Source organism: Bradyrhizobium lablabi, assembly GCF_018129385.1.
GTDB lineage: Bacteria > Pseudomonadota > Alphaproteobacteria > Rhizobiales > Xanthobacteraceae > Bradyrhizobium > Bradyrhizobium lablabi_C.
This window is the reverse complement of record NZ_JAFCLN010000029.1, coordinates 34,244-50,256: the sequence shown is the minus strand read 5'-3', so window position 1 is coordinate 50,256 and position 16,013 is coordinate 34,244. Positions and strand designations below refer to the sequence as shown.

The following is a 16,013-nucleotide window of genomic DNA, read 5'->3' as shown; positions in this document are numbered from 1 at the left end:
CCAGCATCGGTCTCGATGATCCGACCGTGTTCAACCGCACCGCGATTTGGAACGCCTCTACTGCTCTTGCCATCGGCGCCAGCGGCACCGGCACCAATTCGTACGGCGGCACGCATGCTCCCGACATCGTCGGCCGCATCCGTGTCGACCAGGCTTGGGGTCTCTTCCAGGTGTCGGGATCGGCTCACCTCGTGAACGCCTCGTACAACAACCTGAGCGCCGGCGGCGCGCCGAACGCCCTGTCCGAAATCAGCGGCCACCCCGAAGACAAGTGGGGCGGTTCGGTGATGGCTGCGTTGCAGATCAAGAATCTGCCGACCGGTCCTGGCGACGACTTCAAGATCGACGCGACCTACGCCATCGGCGACACCAAGCAGGTGGTCTCGACCTCGGGCACTTCGCCGAGCATCGCGATGTTCGGTGGATCGGGCATCGGCTACCAGAGCGTTGGTTTCGGTGGCACGTCTGACGCTGTCTTCGCTCCTCCCGGTTCGTTTGGTGGTGGTCCTCTTCTCGGCGGCGCTGGCTCCGGTCTCATCCTGACCAAGGCCTGGGGTGTTCGTGGCGCCTTCAACCACAACTGGGACCCCTACTGGTCGTCCTCGCTGTGGGGCAGCTACGGTCAGGTCAAGTATGACGGCGGCGCCAACGACAACCTCGCCGGCATCGGATCGGCCAAGGGCATCATCTGCAACGGCTTCGCTGCGACCCACCCGGGTCAGACCGGTGCGGCCGGTGTCGGCACCTACTCGTGCAATCCCGACTGGAACTTCGCCCAGATCGGTCTGACCACCCGCTGGACTCCGGTCAAGAACCTGACGTTCTCGGCTGAAGTCGGTGCCTTCTTCCTCGACCAGAAGATGGAGGGCAGCTCGGTGTTCACCCCGGCTGCTCCGAAGCCGGCCGCTCTGTACGAGTTCAAGGACCAGAGCACGGTGTTCCTGAACGTCCGCGCTCAGCGCAACTTCTGATCACGTCTCCCGCAAGGGAGCTCCGATCGACAGAAGCCCCGGCAAGAAATTGCCGGGGTTTTTTGTTGAAGGATCCGCTTTTCTGTCGAAGGATTCTCGGCTCGTTACAAATTCAGGTATTGCACTTAATTGAGTAACTCATGTATTATTCAAGCCGTAGGGAAGCCGGCAAATCCTTTGGCGGCGACTGGTCTCAAGGAGACACAACCTACTTAATGTTATACCTCCGAAACCTCCGGCAATGCCCTGCCGGAGGTTTTTCGTTTGAGGGCTGTGCGCGTGATTCGGTGCGCAAGCGCCGCCTCCGGACGATTCGCATCAGGAAGCCGATGAGCCACGCCGGGGCGCCGAGATAGCGCAATGTCTCGGGTTGTCCCTGATCGTCACGTTCGCGAAATCGCGCGTCGGAAAGCTGATCGGAATTGGCGGCGCACCACTCTAGTGTCCGCACGATCTCGTCCCGTAGAGGCTCGCCGTCCGGCAGCTTGGCTGCAAAGCGCAGCTCGCGCCGGAGACAAATCGCTTCGATCCGGGCGCGCCTCTCTTCGACGTAGACGATTCCCCATCCCTCCAGCCGCGCATGGGTTGCCTCATGCACGATGGTGGAGGCGAGCTTCTCGAGCGTCATCGCTTCCCCGAGCGCGTAGCGCTCATCGATGACACAGGCGTTCAACGACCTGTCGTAATGCGCTTGAGCGCTAGCAATGACGTGCACCCATATTCGATCGAGATGGCGTGTGATGCGGGAATAGTTGAGTGCATCGTGGCGCTGGATCAGTTGCAGCGCCTCTTCGACGCGCCTCAGGGCGGGACCAGGATCGCTTTCCATCGTCCCCACCCAAAGCCCGTCAATCTTCCGGCCCCTTGACAGCCAGAGTTCGAGCTTGTCGACGCGGGAAGGTTTCCGGTCCGGCTTTCGGACCTGGACGAGACCGCGTGATTTTCGCGGTGGTTCCGCATACTGCAAACGTCACCTCACACGCGTGGAGCCGATGGCGACGTCATCGGCTCCGCTCAGTCCCGCGCGATGATCTCGCGTTCGCCGCGATGGATGCTGAGTTCGCCGAGCGGGCTGCCTACGCGGCGGCGCACGAGAAATTTCGGGCGGCGGGTGCGGATGGCATTGCGGCGGCGGCGGCGGGCTGCGGGTTGGCGCGGCTTGTGCTCCGGCAATTGCGGCAAGCCGAAGATCTCACTCCACATCTGCGCTGCGGATTCGAGCTCGCTGCGATCGGAGCTGACGCCGAGCGGAATGGTCAGCGAGGGATCGCGATGGGCCAGCACCAGCATCTGCGCCTCGTCGTCGAGGCCGCGCAGCGCGATGCCGAGGAAATCGCTGACGCGAACATTGACGGCCATCCGCATGCCGCGGACGGCACGGCGCAGCACGACGCGCTCGCGGTGAATCTCGACGTTCCGCACGCCGCCGTCGGCGCGGATGTCGTGCGCGACAAAGATCTGCGGAAGGGAAAGAGGGTCGAGCCGCAATGCGCGGCTCGACCCGGCGGGATTGATCCCGCTTGTTGATGTTTGACGCCTCACCGGCTTTGTCTCCCCGCCGGGATTATGTTCCCGGTCGATGCGTGAGACCTTAGCGCAGGCGTTTCCGTTTCGGCTTAAAAAGGCTGGTTAATCGCTTCTGACTAAGGCTCCATCGCCTCGCATGATTGACAAGACCTTGGCACGCATGATTGACGAGTCCTTGCCCAAATGGCGAAAATCGATGGCTTTTGCCGGGCCAAAGTGCTTGAAATCCCCGTGAATCAGGCACATCTGCAAAACTTGCGGGTTGTGCCAACGCCGCATCAATTGCCGGGAATTTTATTCGTGATCTCTTCACCATCTACTTCCTCGATGCTTTCGAGCAAGCCCGCGACCTCCGATCTGTTCGACCAGAGCGCGCTGAGCGAGCTTGCGCAGCGCCTGGTCGAGGCAGCCAAACGCGCCGGCGCCGATGCGGCCGATGCGGTGGCGGTGCGCGGCGTCTCGCAGGGCGTCGAGGTGCGGGACGGACGCGTCGAGGAATCCGAGCGTTCCGAAGGCGACGATGTCGGGTTGCGCGTGCTGGTCGGGCAGCGCCAGGCGGTGGTGTCGACCAACGACATCAGCGGCGACGGCATCGCAAGGCTCGCCGAGCGCGCGGTGGCGATGGCGCGCGTCGCACCCGACGACAAATATGTCGGCCTTGCCGATCCCGCGCTGCTGGCGCGCGATTTCCCCGATCTCGATCTGCTCGATCCCGTCATTTCCACCACCGCCGAACTCGAACGCCGCGCGATCGCGGCGGAAGCCGCGGCGCTTGCGGTGAAGGGAGTCACCAAGTCCGGCGGCGCGTCGGCCTCGACCGGCATCGGCGGCATGGTGCTGGTGACCTCGAGCGGTTTTCATGGCGCCTATTTGCGCTCCAGCCAGGGCATCGCCATGACGGCGATCTCGGGCGAGGGCACCACCATGGAGCGCGACTACGATTACACGTCGGCGCCGCATGCGGCCGATCTGGCCTCGCCGGAAAGCGTCGGCCGCACCGCCGGCGAGCGCGCGGTGGCGCGCGCCAATCCGCGCAAGGTCGAGACCTGCAAGGTGCCTGTGGTGTACGACCCGCGCGTGTCGGGCTCGATCGTCGGCCATCTGATCGGCGCGGTAAACGGCGCCTCGATCGCGCGCAAGACCAGTTTCTTGAAGGACCGGCTTGGCCAGCAATTGTTCTCGAAAGACATCCGCATCATCGACGATCCGTTGCGGGTGCGCGGCCTGCGATCGCAGTCGTTTGACGCCGAGGGCGTGAAGGTGAAGAAGCTCGCCGTCATCGACGAGGGCGTGCTGACCTCATGGCTGCTCGACAGCGCAACCGCGCGGGAACTGGGCCTCGTCACCACCGGCCATGCCCATCGCGGCGTCTCGTCTTCGCCGTCGCCAGGCGCCTACAACCTGCATCTCGAAGCGGGCAGCGTGACGCCGGCCGAGCTGATCTCGGACATCAAGCAGGGTTTCTACGTCACCGACCTGATCGGTTCCGGCGTCAACGGCGTGACCGGCGATTACAGCCGCGGCGCGTCCGGCTTCTGGATCGAGAACGGCGAGATCAAATATCCCGTCAGCGAAGTGACCATCGCCGGCCATCTGCTCGACATGTTCAAGTCGCTGGTGCCGGCCAACGACCTGGAATTCCGCTACGGCGTCAATGCGCCGACATTGCGCATCGAGGGCCTGACGCTTGGCGGACGCTAGCTTGCAGGACGATCCCAGGACGAGTGACGCCACGCTGTTAAAGGATGCGGTGCGCGAAGCCGGCCAGCTTGCACTGTCGCTGTTCCGCACCGAGCTGAAGAACTGGATCAAGGGCGCCTCCTCGCCGGTGTCGGAAGCCGACATCGCGGTCAACGATCTCCTGGAAGCGCGGCTGCGCGCGGCCACGCCGGATTATGGCTGGCTGTCGGAAGAAAGCGCCGACGACGAGGCGCGCCTCGGCAAGCAACTGACATGGATCGTCGATCCGATCGACGGCACGCGCGCCTATCTCGCCGGGCGCGACGACTGGTGCGTGAGCGCGGCGCTGGTGGAAGGGGCGTCTCCGGTGCTTGCCGCGGTGTTCGCGCCCGTCAGCGGCGAGTTTTTCTTTGCCGTGCGCGGGCAGGGTGCGCGGCTCAACGACGCACGGCTGCACGCGAGCGGCGGCGTCGAGCTGGATTTCTCCCGGATGGCCGGACCGAAGCCGCTGGTGCAACGGCTCAGCCCATCGCACGAAGATATCACACTGCATCCGCGCATCGGATCGCTGGCGCTGCGGCTCTGCCGCGTGGCCGATGGCAGTCTCGATGCCGCCTTTGCAGGCGGGCAGAGCCGCGACTGGGATCTTGCGGCGGCGAATTTGATCGTGCAGGAAGCGGATGGTAGAATGACCGCGCTCTCGGGGGATCCGATCCTGTATAACCGCCGGGAGGTGGTGCACGGGATTCTCGTGGCAGCGGGGCGCGATCGGCATGCACGCATCGTCGGGCATTTCAAGCAACGTCCGCTCCCCTGAACATCGTCCGTCAGCGTCGCGCGAACATGCTTTGCCGGGCATCTCGGTTGGGAAAAATTCGTCATGTCAGATAGCCCGCAGCAGCAACTGCTTCATCTCGTGATCGGCGGCGAGCTCACCGATCTCGAGCACGTCACCTTCAAGAACCTCGACGAGGTCGACATCGTCGGCGTGTATCCGAACTACGCGGCCGCCTATGCGGCGTGGAAGGCGAAGGCGCAGCAGACGGTCGACAACGCCCAGATGCGCTATTTCGTGGTCCACCTGCATCGCCTGCTCGACCCCGCCGCAGAGACAAAGCCCTCCCGTTGAAACGACTCCTCCGCAACCTGCTGCGCAGCAATGTGGTCCAGCGCGCGCTCGGCGTGCTGGCGGCCGAATATCTGCGCTTCGTCTGGCTGACCACAAAATTCGAATTCGAGCCGCCCGACGTCTATGAGCGGGTGGTGCCGATCCAGCCGGCGATCTTGGCGTTCTGGCATGGCCAGCACTTCATGACGCCGTTCATCAAGAACAGGAAGGAATACAAGGCGAAGGTGCTGATCTCGAAGCATCGCGACGGCGAGTTCAACGCGATCGCCGCCGAGCGGCTCGGCATCGAGACTATCCGCGGCTCCGGCGACCATGGCGGCGCGTTCCACCGCAAGGGCGGTGTCGGGGCGTTCCGGGAAATGGTGCAGGCGCTGGCCGAGGGGTGGAACATTGCGACCACGGCCGATGTTCCCAAGCGCGCGCGCGTCGCCGGGCTCGGCGTCGTCATGCTGGCGCGCGAATCAGGCAGGCCGATCCTGCCGTTCGCGATGGTCACCAGCCGGTACATAAGGTTGAAAAATTGGGACTCCTCGACCATCAATCTGCCCTTCGGGCGCGGCGCCGTGGTAGGTATTGACGCCGTTGAGGTTCCCCCCGACGCGGACGCCGAGACCATGGAAAGACTGCGCCTGCAAGTCGAGACCTATCTGAACGAGGCGACGCGCCTGGCCTATGCCAAGGTCGGACGTCCGGAGGGCGCCCTTGGCTGATTCGCTGCCGATGACGCTGCGGGTCTATCGCAAGCTGTCGAGCGCGATGGTGCCGTTGGCGCCCGCGCTGATCGCGCGGCGGCTCAAGCAGGGCAAGGAAGATCCGGAGCGCGTCGGCGAGCGGCGCGGGCTGTCGCCCGATACGCGGCCGCACGGGCCCCTGGTGTGGATTCACGGCGCGAGCGTCGGCGAGGTGCTGGCGGCGGCGGCGCTGATCGAGCGGCTGCGCGCGCTCAATCTGCGCATCCTTTTGACCTCGGGCACGGTGACCTCGGCGGCGATCGTCGCAAAACGCTTTCCGCCCGACATCATCCATCAATATGTTCCCTACGACTCCCCGCGCTATGTCGCGCGCTTCCTCGATCACTGGCGGCCGTCGCTGGCGCTGTTCATCGAATCCGATTTGTGGCCAAACCTGATCCTGTCGAGTGCGGCGCGGCGGCTGCCGATGGTGCTGATCAACGGCCGGATGTCGCCGCGCTCGTTTCCGCGCTGGCGCAGAGTCAGCAACACGATCTCGGCGCTGCTCGAAAAGTTCGAGGTGTGCCTGGCGCAATCGGAAACCGATGCGGACCGCTTTGCGGCGCTCGGCAGCCGCAACGTGGTGGTGACGGGCAATCTGAAGCTCGACGTGCCGGCGCCGCCGGCCGATCAGGCAAAACTCGAAAAGCTGATGGCGGTGACGCGCGGCCGGCCGGCGATCGTGGCGGCCTCGACCCATCCGGGCGAGGAACAGATGCTGGTCGAGGCGCACAAGACGCTCGCCAGATACTTTCCGGGACTGCTGACCGTGATCGTGCCGCGGCACCCCGATCGCGGCGATGCGGTCGCCGGCGTCGTTGCCGCCGCCGGCCGGCACTCTGCCCAGCGCTCGCGCGAGGAATTGCCGACGGCGACCTCGGATATCTATGTCGCCGATACCATGGGCGAGCTCGGGCTGTTCTATCGTTTTTCGCCGATCGTGTTCGTCGGCGGCTCGCTAGTGCCGCATGGCGGGCAAAATCCGATCGAGGCGGTCAAGCTCGGGGCCTCGGTCGTGCACGGCCCGCATGTGTTCAATTTTTCCGATGTGTATGAGGCGCTCGACAAGGCCGGTGGCGCGCGGCTCGCGGCTACGCCGGAGGCGCTGGTCAAGCAGCTCGGCCAGCTCCTGGCCGATTCCAGGACGCGCGAGGCCTGCCTGACGGCCGCGGAACACGTGGTCGGCGAGCTCGGTGGCGCGCTGGACCGGACAATGGCGGCGCTCGAGCCGTATCTGTTGCAATTGCGGCTCGAGATGGGAGCCGCCAATGCGTGAGCCGGCCTTCTGGTACCGGCCCGCTTCCTGGAAATCGCATCTGCTCCGGCCGTTAGGCGCGCTCTATGGCGCGATTGCCGGACAGCGGCTGAGACGGCGCGGCATCGATGCCGGCATTCCCGTGCTCTGCGTCGGCAATTATCACGGCGGCGGCGCCGGCAAGACGCCGACGGTGCTGGCGCTGGCGAGACTGCTGCATGAACTGGGCGAGACGCCTGTCGTGCTGACCCGCGGCTATCGCGGCAAATTGCGCGGCCCGGTGCGGGTCGATCCGCAGCGTCACACCGCCGCCGACGTCGGTGACGAGCCGTTGATGCTGGCATCGCTGCTGCCCGTGGTGGTGGCGCGCGACCGCGTCGAGGGCGTGGTGCTGGCCAAATCGATGGCTGCCAGCATGATCCTGATGGATGACGGGTTTCAGAATCCATCTGTAGCAAAGGACGCCTCGCTGATCGTAATCGACTCTGAGCGCGGGCTCGGCAACGGCAAGGTGATCCCTGCCGGTCCCTTGCGCGCGCCGCTGCGATTGCAGATCGAGCGCACCGACGCGCTGGTCGTGATCGGCGACGGCCGCGCTGCGGACATGGTGGCAGGCGAAATCGCGGCGCGGGGAAAACCGGTGCTGCGCGCGCGCTTTTGCGCCGATGAAGCCTCGCTCGCCGCGCTGCGCGGCAAGCGGACGCTCGCCTTTGCCGGGATCGGCGATCCCGTGCGATTCTTCAAGACGCTGAGTTCAAACGGGATCGAGGTCGTGCGCGGCCGCACGTTTGCCGATCACCACGCCTTCGCACCGCACCAGATCGACGCGCTGCTGGCGGAAGCCAAACGCGATGGCCTGATACCGGTGACGACGGAAAAGGATTTTGTGCGGCTGACGGAGCGGGCGGGCGAGATCGTGCCGTTCAAGGTCACGCTCGCGTTCGACGATGCGGACGGATTGCGGCAGTTCGTGAGCGAGCGCCTGTTCAAGGCGCGCGAGAAGAGGTTTCGGAGTTGATCCGTAGGGTGGGTTAGCGAAGCGTAACCCACCGCCTGGCTAACGTGAATGGTGGGTTACGCCTTCGGCTAACCCACCCTACGATTTACTTTACCTGGTCCGGATGATGCCGCTGTAGCACGGCGACCGGCGAGGCATAGGCCTCCTGCAAATCGACGCTCCAGTATTTCAGCTCATCCAGCGGGATGCGCGCATCCGAGACGGCGCAGCGCACGTAAGAGCCGGGCGAGATCACCCGGAAGTCGCCGTCGAGATATTGCACCTGCGCTTCGCCATGGCCCGAGGGGCCGAATTTGTTCAGCACGTCAAAACTCTCCGAGGCTGGCCGATTCGCCGGCTCATCAAACGCATTTTCGAAATGCGATCTATCATAAATAGGTTGTAATGTCCGCCCCCGCAAAACCACCGATTTGTGATGGTTTGCACATGGGGGTGCATGCTAGCCTTTTGGGCATGGTTGCCATGTGTTCGGCGCCATCATGATGCGGCCACCCGATGCGCTTGTTGTCAGCAACCACATTCCTGACATGGTTGGCGGCCGCCTGCGCCGCGGGCGCCGCGCCTGCGCCGCAACCGGTCGATATTCCCGCAGGAAGCATTACGCTGCACGCGCAGCTCTTCAAGCCGGAGGGCGCAGGTCCCTTTCCGGTGGTGATCGCGCTGCACGGCTGCGGCGGGCTGTCCACGTCGTCGGAAGCCGTGCAGCCGCGCTACCGTGACTGGGCGGAACAACTGCTGAAGAGCAAACACGCCGTGCTGCTGCCGGACAGTTTCGGTTCGCGCGAGCTCGGCCCGCAATGCCGCGTGAGGGATCACCGCGTGCTGGCGCGGCGCGAGCGCGTCGCCGACGTCAATGCGGCGCGGCGATGGCTGGATGCGCAGGACTGGGTGATCCGCGACCGGATCAGCCTGATCGGCTGGGCCCATGGCGCCAGCACCGTGCTGTGGGCGGTGCGGCCGCAACTCGCCGCGCGAGGGCTGGAGCCGGACTACCGCTCGGCGATCGCGTTCTATCCGGACTGCCGCATCTCTTCCGCCACCGGCTGGAGCACGCGGGTGCCGACGCTGCTGCTGATCGGCGCCAGCGACGACATCTCCTCGCCGTCGTCCTGCAAGGCGATGGTCGACAACGCCCGCGGCCGCAGCGCGCTGGCACGCATCGTGCTCTATCCCGGCGCCGAGCACGATTTCGATCGCGCGAATGTGACGACACGCTCGGTGGGTGCGGACCCCGCCGCTCCGGAGCGCGGCCGGATCGGCACCGACAAGGAGGCGCGCGCGGATGCGCAGAAGCGGGTCGCGGACTGGCTGGCGAGGTGAGGCGTTATCCTTCTACAGGGCCGATCGGCGGATCGCCGACGCGCCGGCTGGATACACTAAGATCGAATTAGGTGTTGGCGCTGAAACTGGCAACCGGTCGATAATGCTTGAGCGGGGTGTCATGCTGCCGTTCAACAGACGCGGTGATCCGACAAGAGGCCCAAAGGCTCATCCTTATCGCCGGTTCCGCGCGCGTTCGTGTTCTTCCTCTTCCTTTAGCCTCGCCGAATTCTGACGCTCACGCTCCGCCCGCCACTTGTCGCCATCGGAAAAGCCGGCCGCCTTGGCTTTGCTGTACTCGCCCGCGGTTGAGAAGCCTGCTGCCTCGGCAGCGTCGGCGTCCAGTTTCCTGTTGAAACCATAGTAAGCCCCGTAGCCCAAGACCGCGGCGACCAGAACGATGGCCAATACGTCGCTTACGTTCATCTCAATCATCCTTCATTTGGCGTCCACTCGATAGCGATATCGACAACACAAGTGAAATAGACGCTTGGGGGTTGGCTCGTCATGCACGAGAGCCGCACGCATTGATGATGCGGCTCCATCAATTCAACAAAAAGCAGCGGACCGAAGCCGCCTGATGCGAAAGCCCCCGCCGGAAAAGGATTCGGCGGGGGCTCCGGTGCGCGTGGACAGGTTGAGGCCGGCTCGCGCCAGGTGTCGCCCCGAGGACCCCGACCTCTATGGCGGTTGAATGAACAGGAAGGCGAGGCAAACGATCAGTGTCGCCGCGCTTAGGATGACCACGACAAGCGACCCCGTCTTCAAATGATCAAGCTGCCTCGGTTGATCCATACCAATTCCTTACCGATCAGGGTGCAGATAGCCTGCGTTAACTTCATGCCGCTTTCCGATGCTGGAATATTCGCCAGGCACGGTCTGTCAGGCTCCGCGCAACAATCGCTCTACCGGTCGACTTCGAAAGTGAACAGCGCCTTCATGACCGGTCCATTGTCGTCGCGGACTTCGATTGCCATACGGCGCCGCCCGCAGTTTGATGTTCGAGCCACCGTTTCCTTTGCCATGTCAGCCAACGAGTACGCGGCCTCTTCCTGCATGGCTTCGACACTCGGGAGTTCCATTCCTTCCTCATCAATTGCGAGGAGTTCGCCGTCTCGCAAATCAAAGAATAACGACGCATCGGGCGGTCCATTTCTGCAAAGCCACCGGCGACGAAACTCGCCTCTAGCGTCAGACCGCAGGGTCAGTCCGCGCTTTTTGGCGGCCTGACTGGTCCCGCGACCAGGCGATAGGTAGGGACCCAGGCCGTATTCCAGCTTTCTATGGTTACCCCGCAAACGGAGCATTCAAAGCTGCTTATCTGGCGGCCCGGCGCCATAGATTCGGAGCGGTTGTAAACCGATCCGCATGTGCAAGTCCTGTGCGTGGTTTCGTCCATGGGTCACGTAATCAGGGCGGCTATCGCGACCAGCATCGCGAGAAATAGCGGCACTAGCAAAGGAGGAACGGACCAATTGCGCAGATTAAACTGCTTGTGAGCAGACATTAGGTTCCCTTTTCCTGAGCAGGCGGGAGCACAAACTGTCTCTCGGCCACCAGCGCCTACGGCATCAGCCTCAGCCGGTGATGTAGCTAAACTAGCTGAAGTCCCTTAAGGTTCATAGTTAGAATGAAGAAACCGCAAAGTATTTGCCAGGTCGGCGCTAGCCTCTTCAGTCTGACGTTGGGAGACCTCTATCATGGCCAAATCGAGTAAGAGAACAGCCGCCGCGGCTCGGGATCCTCTGATGGGCTTTCGCGCCGCTCCAAAAATCAGGGCAAGGATTGTTCGTTGGGCCGAGGATCAGCCTGACCACCCCTCGCTGCCCGACGCGGTGCACCAACTGGTGGAACTGGGGCTGGGAAGGTCCGCAGCGAAGAAGGTGCGAACCCCCTCGACTCGAAGCGCAAATGCCGCCCGGGCTGCTGAATTAGCCTCAAAAACGATAGACACGCAGTCGAGCCAGGACGCGACCAACGCCGAACGAGAGACACGAAAGCAAAAGCTCCTGCGAGGTCCCCGATCGTTCCAGCAGGTTCGCAAGGACCGCTAATGCTGGACGCCGGATGCGTAGCAAACGCCATTGGAAAACTTAGCCCTCGAAACTCATTGTAAAGTTTGCGTAAGCTGCTATATCACGTTCATTCGATTTTGCCGCTGTGCCTTGTTGAACGCGCCTGCGGGCACTTTTTCCAAAGACATCGACCAGGTTGGATTGGCTCGCGCAGTTGTGGCGCGGGATGCGCGTGTGCGCTTTGGAGAAGAAAAATGACGACAGGTACTGTGAAGTGGTTCAACGGCCAAAAGGGTTTTGGCTTTATTCAGCCGAACGACGGCGGACAGGATGTGTTTGTGCACATCAGCGCGGTCGAGCGCGCCGGTCTTGCCGGACTGGCTGAGGGCCAAAAGGTAACGTTCGAGCTCAAGACCGATAAGATGCGCGGTAAGGTCAGCGCGGAAAATCTGGCGCTGGCTTAAGAGCCCGGCGCACCTCGCCACGGATGTACTGGCGAGGTGCTTTGCCCGCTCAATCCTCAGGATTGAGCGGGTTCTCGTCGTGAGATCGGTAAAGCCATATGGCCGGCAGAAATCCGGGATTGTCGCCTGCGAGCATCGCGCGCGCTAATCGCCAAAGGTTAGCCACCGAGCACGGCAAAGCAGCGATGGCTGAGGTGGAGCGGAAGGCGGTAGCCGTCCGCGACAACATGGCGCGCCTGCGCGCCTTGAGGGAAGCGGAAGAGTCAAGAAAGCGCGAGACCGCAGGCCCCGCTGTAGCGCCGGCAAAGAAGACTCGGAAGCCGAGGCACACGTCCTAGGTGGGGTGCACCGCCAAGCACCATCCCGCTTCTTCGGAATGCGTTTGAAATGGGTCACGAACAGCAACGCTTCTAACGCCGTCAATCAACTCGCGTGCTGTACTTCGTTCCTGAAATCAAGGTCCCTCTTCCGCACCTTTGAAGGCGCAGGGATCGCGACAAACTAACTTGAGCCCTTGATCGGCGTCTTGTTCTGTACGATGGCCGCGATCAAAAGACGATTCCTGGCTCTAATGAGCCGAACGTCGTATCCAACCCGACTGGTTCGAAATGAGACGCAGGGCGGATAGCCCGGAGCGGCTGCGTGAGGTCAGAATGGCCTATCTCGGCCTTTTACCCCTCGTGGGCGCGAGAGCACTCGCCGCTAGAACAAGCTTCCCTGATCGGCAGACTGTGCCGCGCGTCGTCGCCTTGCTTCGCGCGCTGCCGATCTGGGCGGGCTTGTCGGCGCCGCAGGGGCCGCAGGGCGGTCGGCATCCGCGGTGACGCCGACGTTGCCGTCGGCGAATTCGACCGACAGGCGCGCATGCGGGCCTATTGCGGCCGCACGGTGCACCGGATGGCCTTCACGGTCGCGCACCAGCGCAAAGCCACGCGCGAGCACGCCGCGATAGGAGAGCGCCGTGAGCAATTGACCGCGATGGGTCACCTGCGCATCGAGCCGTTCCAGCAGCGTGTCGATGGCGCGGGTCGCGCTATCAGACAAGCGATGCACGCGATCACGCGCACGGGCGATGGTGGCGCGCTGGGCCTGAGCGTTGGCGAGCTTTGAGGCCTTGAAGCGCGCCTCCAGCGCGACAAAACGATCGCGGCGGCGGTGCAATAGCGAACGCGCGCAATGGGTCAGCCGCTCGCTGCCCACGGTGAGACGCTGGCGGGCGTGGCTGACTTGGGCGTGCAGCACGCCCAATGTCAGCTTGGCGCTGCTGGCGGCGAAGCGGCGGAAATGCGCGTGCGTGTTGGCTTTCAGCCCGCGGGGCAGGGCGCTGCCGGCGGCATCGAGCCGCTGGCGCGGGATCGCGAGCACTTCGTTTGCCGCCGGCAGGGCGCGGGCGGCGGCGCGCAGCTCGTTGCGGCGGGCTTCCTGGCCGCGCTGCCAGCACACCATGGTGCGCCGCGCCAGCGCCGTGACCTCGACGAACAATTCGCTGCGCACGGGCACGGCCATCTCGGCCGCCGCCGTCGGGGTCGGCGCGCGCTTGTCGGCGACGAAATCGATCAGGGTGATGTCGGTCTCGTGGCCGACCGCCGAGATCAGCGGGATCGTGCTGTCGGCGGCGGCACGCACCACGATCTCCTCGTTGAACGACCAGAGGTCTTCCAGCGAGCCGCCGCCGCGCGCGACGATCAAGAGGTCAGGGCGGGGAATACGCCCGCCTTCCGGCAGCGCGTTGAAGCCGCGGATGGCGGCGGCGACCTGCTCGGCCGAACCTTCGCCCTGCACCTTGACCGGCCACACCAGCACGCGGCGGGGAAAACGGTCCTGCAGGCGGTGCAGGATGTCGCGGATGACAGCGCCCGTGGGCGAGGTGACGACGCCGATCACTTCCGGTAGCCAGGGCAAAAGCTGCTTGCGCGCAGCGTCGAACAGGCCTTCGGCCGCGAGTTTTTTCTTGCGCTCTTCCAGCAGCGCCATCAGCGCGCCGACCCCGGCGGGCTCCAGCGCGTCGATCACGATCTGATAGGAGGACTTGCCGGGGAAGGTGGTGAGCTTGCCGGTGGCGATCACCTCAAGCCCTTCCTGCGGCTTGAAGCGCATGCGGAACAGCGAGCTCTTCCAGATCACGGCGTCGATCTTGGCGCCCTCGTCCTTCAGCGCGAAATAACAGTGGCCGGAGGAATGCGCGCCGCGGAAGCCGGAAATCTCGCCGCGCACCCGCACCCGGCCATAGGCGTCCTCCACCGTCCGCTTGAGGGCGGAGGACAGTTCCGAGACGGTGAATTCAGGCGCGTTGGCAAGCGGTTCGGGCATAAGCGATTCGGGTTTTGGGGCTGTTGGCGCAAGGTAGGGATTTTGGCTGATAACGCCAATCGCCGGATTGGGGATGGAGGATTATAATACCTCTCTCCTGCTTGCGACAGTGGGCGGACTCGTGCGAACCGAAGCCATCCGAAATCCCCGCATCCGGCTCTATTCATGAAAATCCTCGTGCTCGGTTCCGGCGGCCGCGAACATGCCTTGGCGTGGAAGATCGCGGCTTCTCCGCTTGTGGAAAAGCTCTGGTGCGCGCCGGGCAATGCCGGCATCGCGCGCGATGCCGAATGTGTGCCGATCGATATTGCCGACCATGCGGCAGTGATCGACTTTTGCAAGCGCAATGCGGTCGATTTCGTGGTGGTCGGTCCCGATGCGGCGATCGCGGCCGGCGTGGTCGACGATCTCAATGCGGCCGGCTTCAAGGCGTTCGGGCCGACCAGGGCGGCGGGACGGCTGGAGAGCTCGAAGAATTTCACCAAGGCGCTGTGCCGTGCCAACAACATTCCGACCGCGGCCTATGAACATTTTACCGATGCGGAACAGGCGAAGGCCTACATCCGTAAGCAGGGCGCGCCGATCGTCGTGAAGGCGGATGGTCTTGCGGCCGGCAAGGGCGTCGTGGTCGCGATGACGGAGGCCGAGGCGCTCGCCGCTGTCGACATGATGTTCGGCGGCGCCTTCGGCGCTTCGGGCGCGGAAGTCGTCGTCGAAGAATTCATGCAGGGCGAGGAAGCTTCCTTCTTTGCGTTGTGCGACGGCGAACATGCGCTGGAGCTTGCGACCGCGCAGGACCACAAGCGCGCCTTCGACGGCGATGAGGGCCCGAACACCGGCGGCATGGGCGCCTATTCGCCCGCACCTGTCATGACGGAAGCGATGTGCGCGCGCGTGATGGACGAGATGATCCGCCCCACGCTGCGCGCGCTCAAGGCGATGGGGACGCCCTACAAGGGCGTGATCTTCGCCGGCATCATGGTGACGAAGGACGGCCCAAAGCTGGTCGAATACAATGCGCGCTTCGGCGATCCCGAATGCCAGGTGCTGATGCTGCGGATGATGTCCGACATCGTGCCGGCGCTGCTCGCCTGCGCCGACGGGCAGTTGAAGAACTTCAATCTGCGCTGGTTCGACGATGCCGCGCTGACGGTAATCATGGCGACGAAGGGCTATCCCGGCGACTACGGCAGAGGGTCGGTGATCGGCGGCCTCGATGAGGCCGCGAAGGTGGAAGGCGTCGAGATTTTTCATGCTGGCACGGCAGCGAAGGATGGCCGCATCGTCGCCAATGGCGGGCGTGTGCTGAACGTTTGCGCGCTCGGCAGGAACGTGACGGAGGCGCAGGCGCGGGCCTATCAGGCGGTGGACCGCATCAACTGGCCGGAAGGCTTTTGCCGCCGCGATATCGGCTGGCAGGCGGTGGCGCGGGAGAAAGCGAAGGCCTGATTGTCCTCCGTCCTCACCCTGAGGAGCATCGCAGAGCGATGCGTCTCGAAGGGCGAGGGCGGCCCGGCCCCATCCTTCGAGACGCGGCCACGAGGCCGCTCCTCAGGATGAGGCCTCTCGCTTCCGTCATTGCGAGCGAAGCGA

Annotated in this window: 17 protein-coding genes; 11 read left to right on the top strand and 6 right to left on the bottom strand. The window is 64.0% G+C overall.

The window, feature by feature from the left end; translation table 11 throughout:
* On the top strand, positions 1-971 hold a 971-nt coding region (locus tag JQ628_RS32640), incomplete at its 5' end, for a porin (protein WP_212230213.1).
* A gap of 208 nt (positions 972-1,179) precedes the next feature.
* On the opposite strand, the gene JQ628_RS32635 is transcribed toward JQ628_RS32640, so the two are convergent.
* Entirely contained in the window at positions 1,180-1,800 is a 621-nt protein-coding gene (locus JQ628_RS32635; RefSeq protein ID WP_212230211.1) for a hypothetical protein, read from the bottom strand.
* Between the two features lie 185 nt (positions 1,801-1,985).
* Entirely contained in the window at positions 1,986-2,513 is a 528-nt protein-coding gene (locus JQ628_RS32630; RefSeq protein WP_212230209.1) for a DUF6101 family protein, read from the bottom strand.
* A 312-nt stretch (positions 2,514-2,825) separates the two neighbouring features.
* Here JQ628_RS32630 and JQ628_RS32625 point away from each other — a divergent pair, with 312 nt between their 5' ends.
* The 6 genes from JQ628_RS32625 to lpxK all read left to right on the top strand — a co-directional run bounded on the left by JQ628_RS32625 (position 2,826) and on the right by lpxK (position 8,311).
* Positions 2,826-4,199 (top strand): TldD/PmbA family protein, encoded by a 1,374-nt coding sequence (locus JQ628_RS32625; protein WP_212230224.1) that lies wholly within the window; start codon positions 2,826-2,828, stop codon positions 4,197-4,199.
* Positions 4,186-4,995 (top strand): 3'(2'),5'-bisphosphate nucleotidase CysQ, encoded by an 810-nt coding sequence (locus JQ628_RS32620; protein ID WP_212230207.1) that lies wholly within the window; start codon positions 4,186-4,188, stop codon positions 4,993-4,995. Before JQ628_RS32625 ends, JQ628_RS32620 begins: the two co-directional genes overlap by 14 nt.
* 63 nt (positions 4,996-5,058) lie before the next feature.
* The gene (locus JQ628_RS32615; protein WP_212230205.1) at positions 5,059-5,307 is read left to right on the top strand and encodes a DUF4170 domain-containing protein; all 249 of its coding nucleotides are present in this window, start codon (positions 5,059-5,061) and stop codon (positions 5,305-5,307) included.
* Positions 5,304-6,017, top strand: coding sequence for a lysophospholipid acyltransferase family protein (locus tag JQ628_RS32610; protein WP_212230203.1), 714 nt, complete (start codon positions 5,304-5,306; stop codon positions 6,015-6,017). Before JQ628_RS32615 ends, JQ628_RS32610 begins: the two co-directional genes overlap by 4 nt.
* Entirely contained in the window at positions 5,980-7,314 is a 1,335-nt protein-coding gene (locus JQ628_RS32605; RefSeq protein ID WP_212230201.1) for a 3-deoxy-D-manno-octulosonic acid transferase, read from the top strand. The genes JQ628_RS32610 and JQ628_RS32605 overlap by 38 nt, the downstream gene beginning before the upstream one ends.
* Positions 7,307-8,311 carry a tetraacyldisaccharide 4'-kinase gene (gene lpxK / locus JQ628_RS32600; protein ID WP_212230199.1) on the top strand — a complete coding sequence of 335 codons (1,005 nt, stop codon included), beginning with the start codon at positions 7,307-7,309 and terminating at the stop codon, positions 8,309-8,311. The genes JQ628_RS32605 and lpxK overlap by 8 nt, the downstream gene beginning before the upstream one ends.
* An 85-nt stretch (positions 8,312-8,396) precedes the next feature.
* Here the strand turns inward: lpxK and JQ628_RS32595 are convergent, their stop codons facing one another.
* Positions 8,397-8,615, bottom strand: coding sequence for a DUF2093 domain-containing protein (locus tag JQ628_RS32595; RefSeq protein ID WP_212230197.1), 219 nt, complete (start codon positions 8,613-8,615; stop codon positions 8,397-8,399).
* A gap of 191 nt (positions 8,616-8,806) precedes the next feature.
* On the opposite strand from JQ628_RS32595, the gene JQ628_RS32590 reads away from it, so the two are divergent.
* Complete coding sequence (locus tag JQ628_RS32590) at positions 8,807-9,631, top strand: dienelactone hydrolase family protein (RefSeq protein ID WP_212230195.1); 825 nt, start codon at positions 8,807-8,809, stop codon at positions 9,629-9,631.
* Positions 9,632-9,805: 174 nt separating this feature from the next.
* Here JQ628_RS32590 and JQ628_RS32585 read toward each other — a convergent pair whose 3' ends face one another.
* On the bottom strand, positions 9,806-10,057 hold the full coding sequence (locus JQ628_RS32585; RefSeq protein WP_212230193.1) for a hypothetical protein: 252 nt from the start codon (positions 10,055-10,057) through the stop codon (positions 9,806-9,808).
* A gap of 479 nt (positions 10,058-10,536) precedes the next feature.
* On the bottom strand, positions 10,537-10,938 hold the full coding sequence (locus tag JQ628_RS35005) for a DUF6894 family protein (protein WP_433996183.1): 402 nt from the start codon (positions 10,936-10,938) through the stop codon (positions 10,537-10,539).
* Between the two features lie 393 nt (positions 10,939-11,331).
* On the opposite strand from JQ628_RS35005, the gene JQ628_RS32575 reads away from it, so the two are divergent.
* Positions 11,332-11,685: a hypothetical protein gene (locus tag JQ628_RS32575; protein WP_212230190.1), complete on the top strand. Its 354-nt coding sequence runs from the start codon at positions 11,332-11,334 to the stop codon at positions 11,683-11,685.
* Between the two features lie 215 nt (positions 11,686-11,900).
* A complete protein-coding gene (locus JQ628_RS32570; RefSeq protein ID WP_212230188.1) occupies positions 11,901-12,110 on the top strand; it encodes a cold-shock protein in 210 nt (69 codons plus the stop codon).
* Positions 12,111-12,812: 702 nt separating this feature from the next.
* Here JQ628_RS32570 and xseA read toward each other — a convergent pair.
* Positions 12,813-14,420: an exodeoxyribonuclease VII large subunit gene (xseA, locus tag JQ628_RS32565; RefSeq protein WP_212230186.1), complete on the bottom strand. Its 1,608-nt coding sequence runs from the start codon at positions 14,418-14,420 to the stop codon at positions 12,813-12,815.
* A 165-nt stretch (positions 14,421-14,585) separates the two neighbouring features.
* On the opposite strand from xseA, the gene purD reads away from it, so the two are divergent.
* Positions 14,586-15,869 carry a phosphoribosylamine--glycine ligase gene (gene purD / locus JQ628_RS32560; protein ID WP_212230178.1) on the top strand — a complete coding sequence of 428 codons (1,284 nt, stop codon included), beginning with the start codon at positions 14,586-14,588 and terminating at the stop codon, positions 15,867-15,869.
* Positions 15,870-16,013: the final 144 nt, after the last annotated feature.

Bases quoted from the DNA above. Each gene is read 5' to 3' on its own strand.
- JQ628_RS32635 (WP_212230211.1), bottom strand. From the start codon at position 1,800: ATGGAAAGCGATCCTGGTCCCGCCCTGAGGCGCGTCGAAGAGGCGCTG.
- JQ628_RS32625 (WP_212230224.1), top strand. From the start codon at position 2,826: ATGCTTTCGAGCAAGCCCGCGACCTCCGATCTGTTCGACCAGAGCGCG.
- JQ628_RS32615 (WP_212230205.1), top strand. From the start codon at position 5,059: ATGTCAGATAGCCCGCAGCAGCAACTGCTTCATCTCGTGATCGGCGGC.
- JQ628_RS32605 (WP_212230201.1), top strand. From the start codon at position 5,980: ATGCCAAGGTCGGACGTCCGGAGGGCGCCCTTGGCTGATTCGCTGCCG.
- lpxK (WP_212230199.1), top strand. From the start codon at position 7,307: ATGCGTGAGCCGGCCTTCTGGTACCGGCCCGCTTCCTGGAAATCGCAT.
- JQ628_RS32590 (WP_212230195.1), top strand. From the start codon at position 8,807: ATGCGCTTGTTGTCAGCAACCACATTCCTGACATGGTTGGCGGCCGCC.
- JQ628_RS32585 (WP_212230193.1), bottom strand. From the start codon at position 10,057: ATGAACGTAAGCGACGTATTGGCCATCGTTCTGGTCGCCGCGGTCTTG.
- JQ628_RS35005 (WP_433996183.1), bottom strand. From the start codon at position 10,938: ATGCTCCGTTTGCGGGGTAACCATAGAAAGCTGGAATACGGCCTGGGT.
- JQ628_RS32575 (WP_212230190.1), top strand. From the start codon at position 11,332: ATGGCCAAATCGAGTAAGAGAACAGCCGCCGCGGCTCGGGATCCTCTG.
- JQ628_RS32570 (WP_212230188.1), top strand. From the start codon at position 11,901: ATGACGACAGGTACTGTGAAGTGGTTCAACGGCCAAAAGGGTTTTGGC.
- xseA (WP_212230186.1), bottom strand. From the start codon at position 14,420: ATGCCCGAACCGCTTGCCAACGCGCCTGAATTCACCGTCTCGGAACTG.
- purD (WP_212230178.1), top strand. From the start codon at position 14,586: ATGAAAATCCTCGTGCTCGGTTCCGGCGGCCGCGAACATGCCTTGGCG.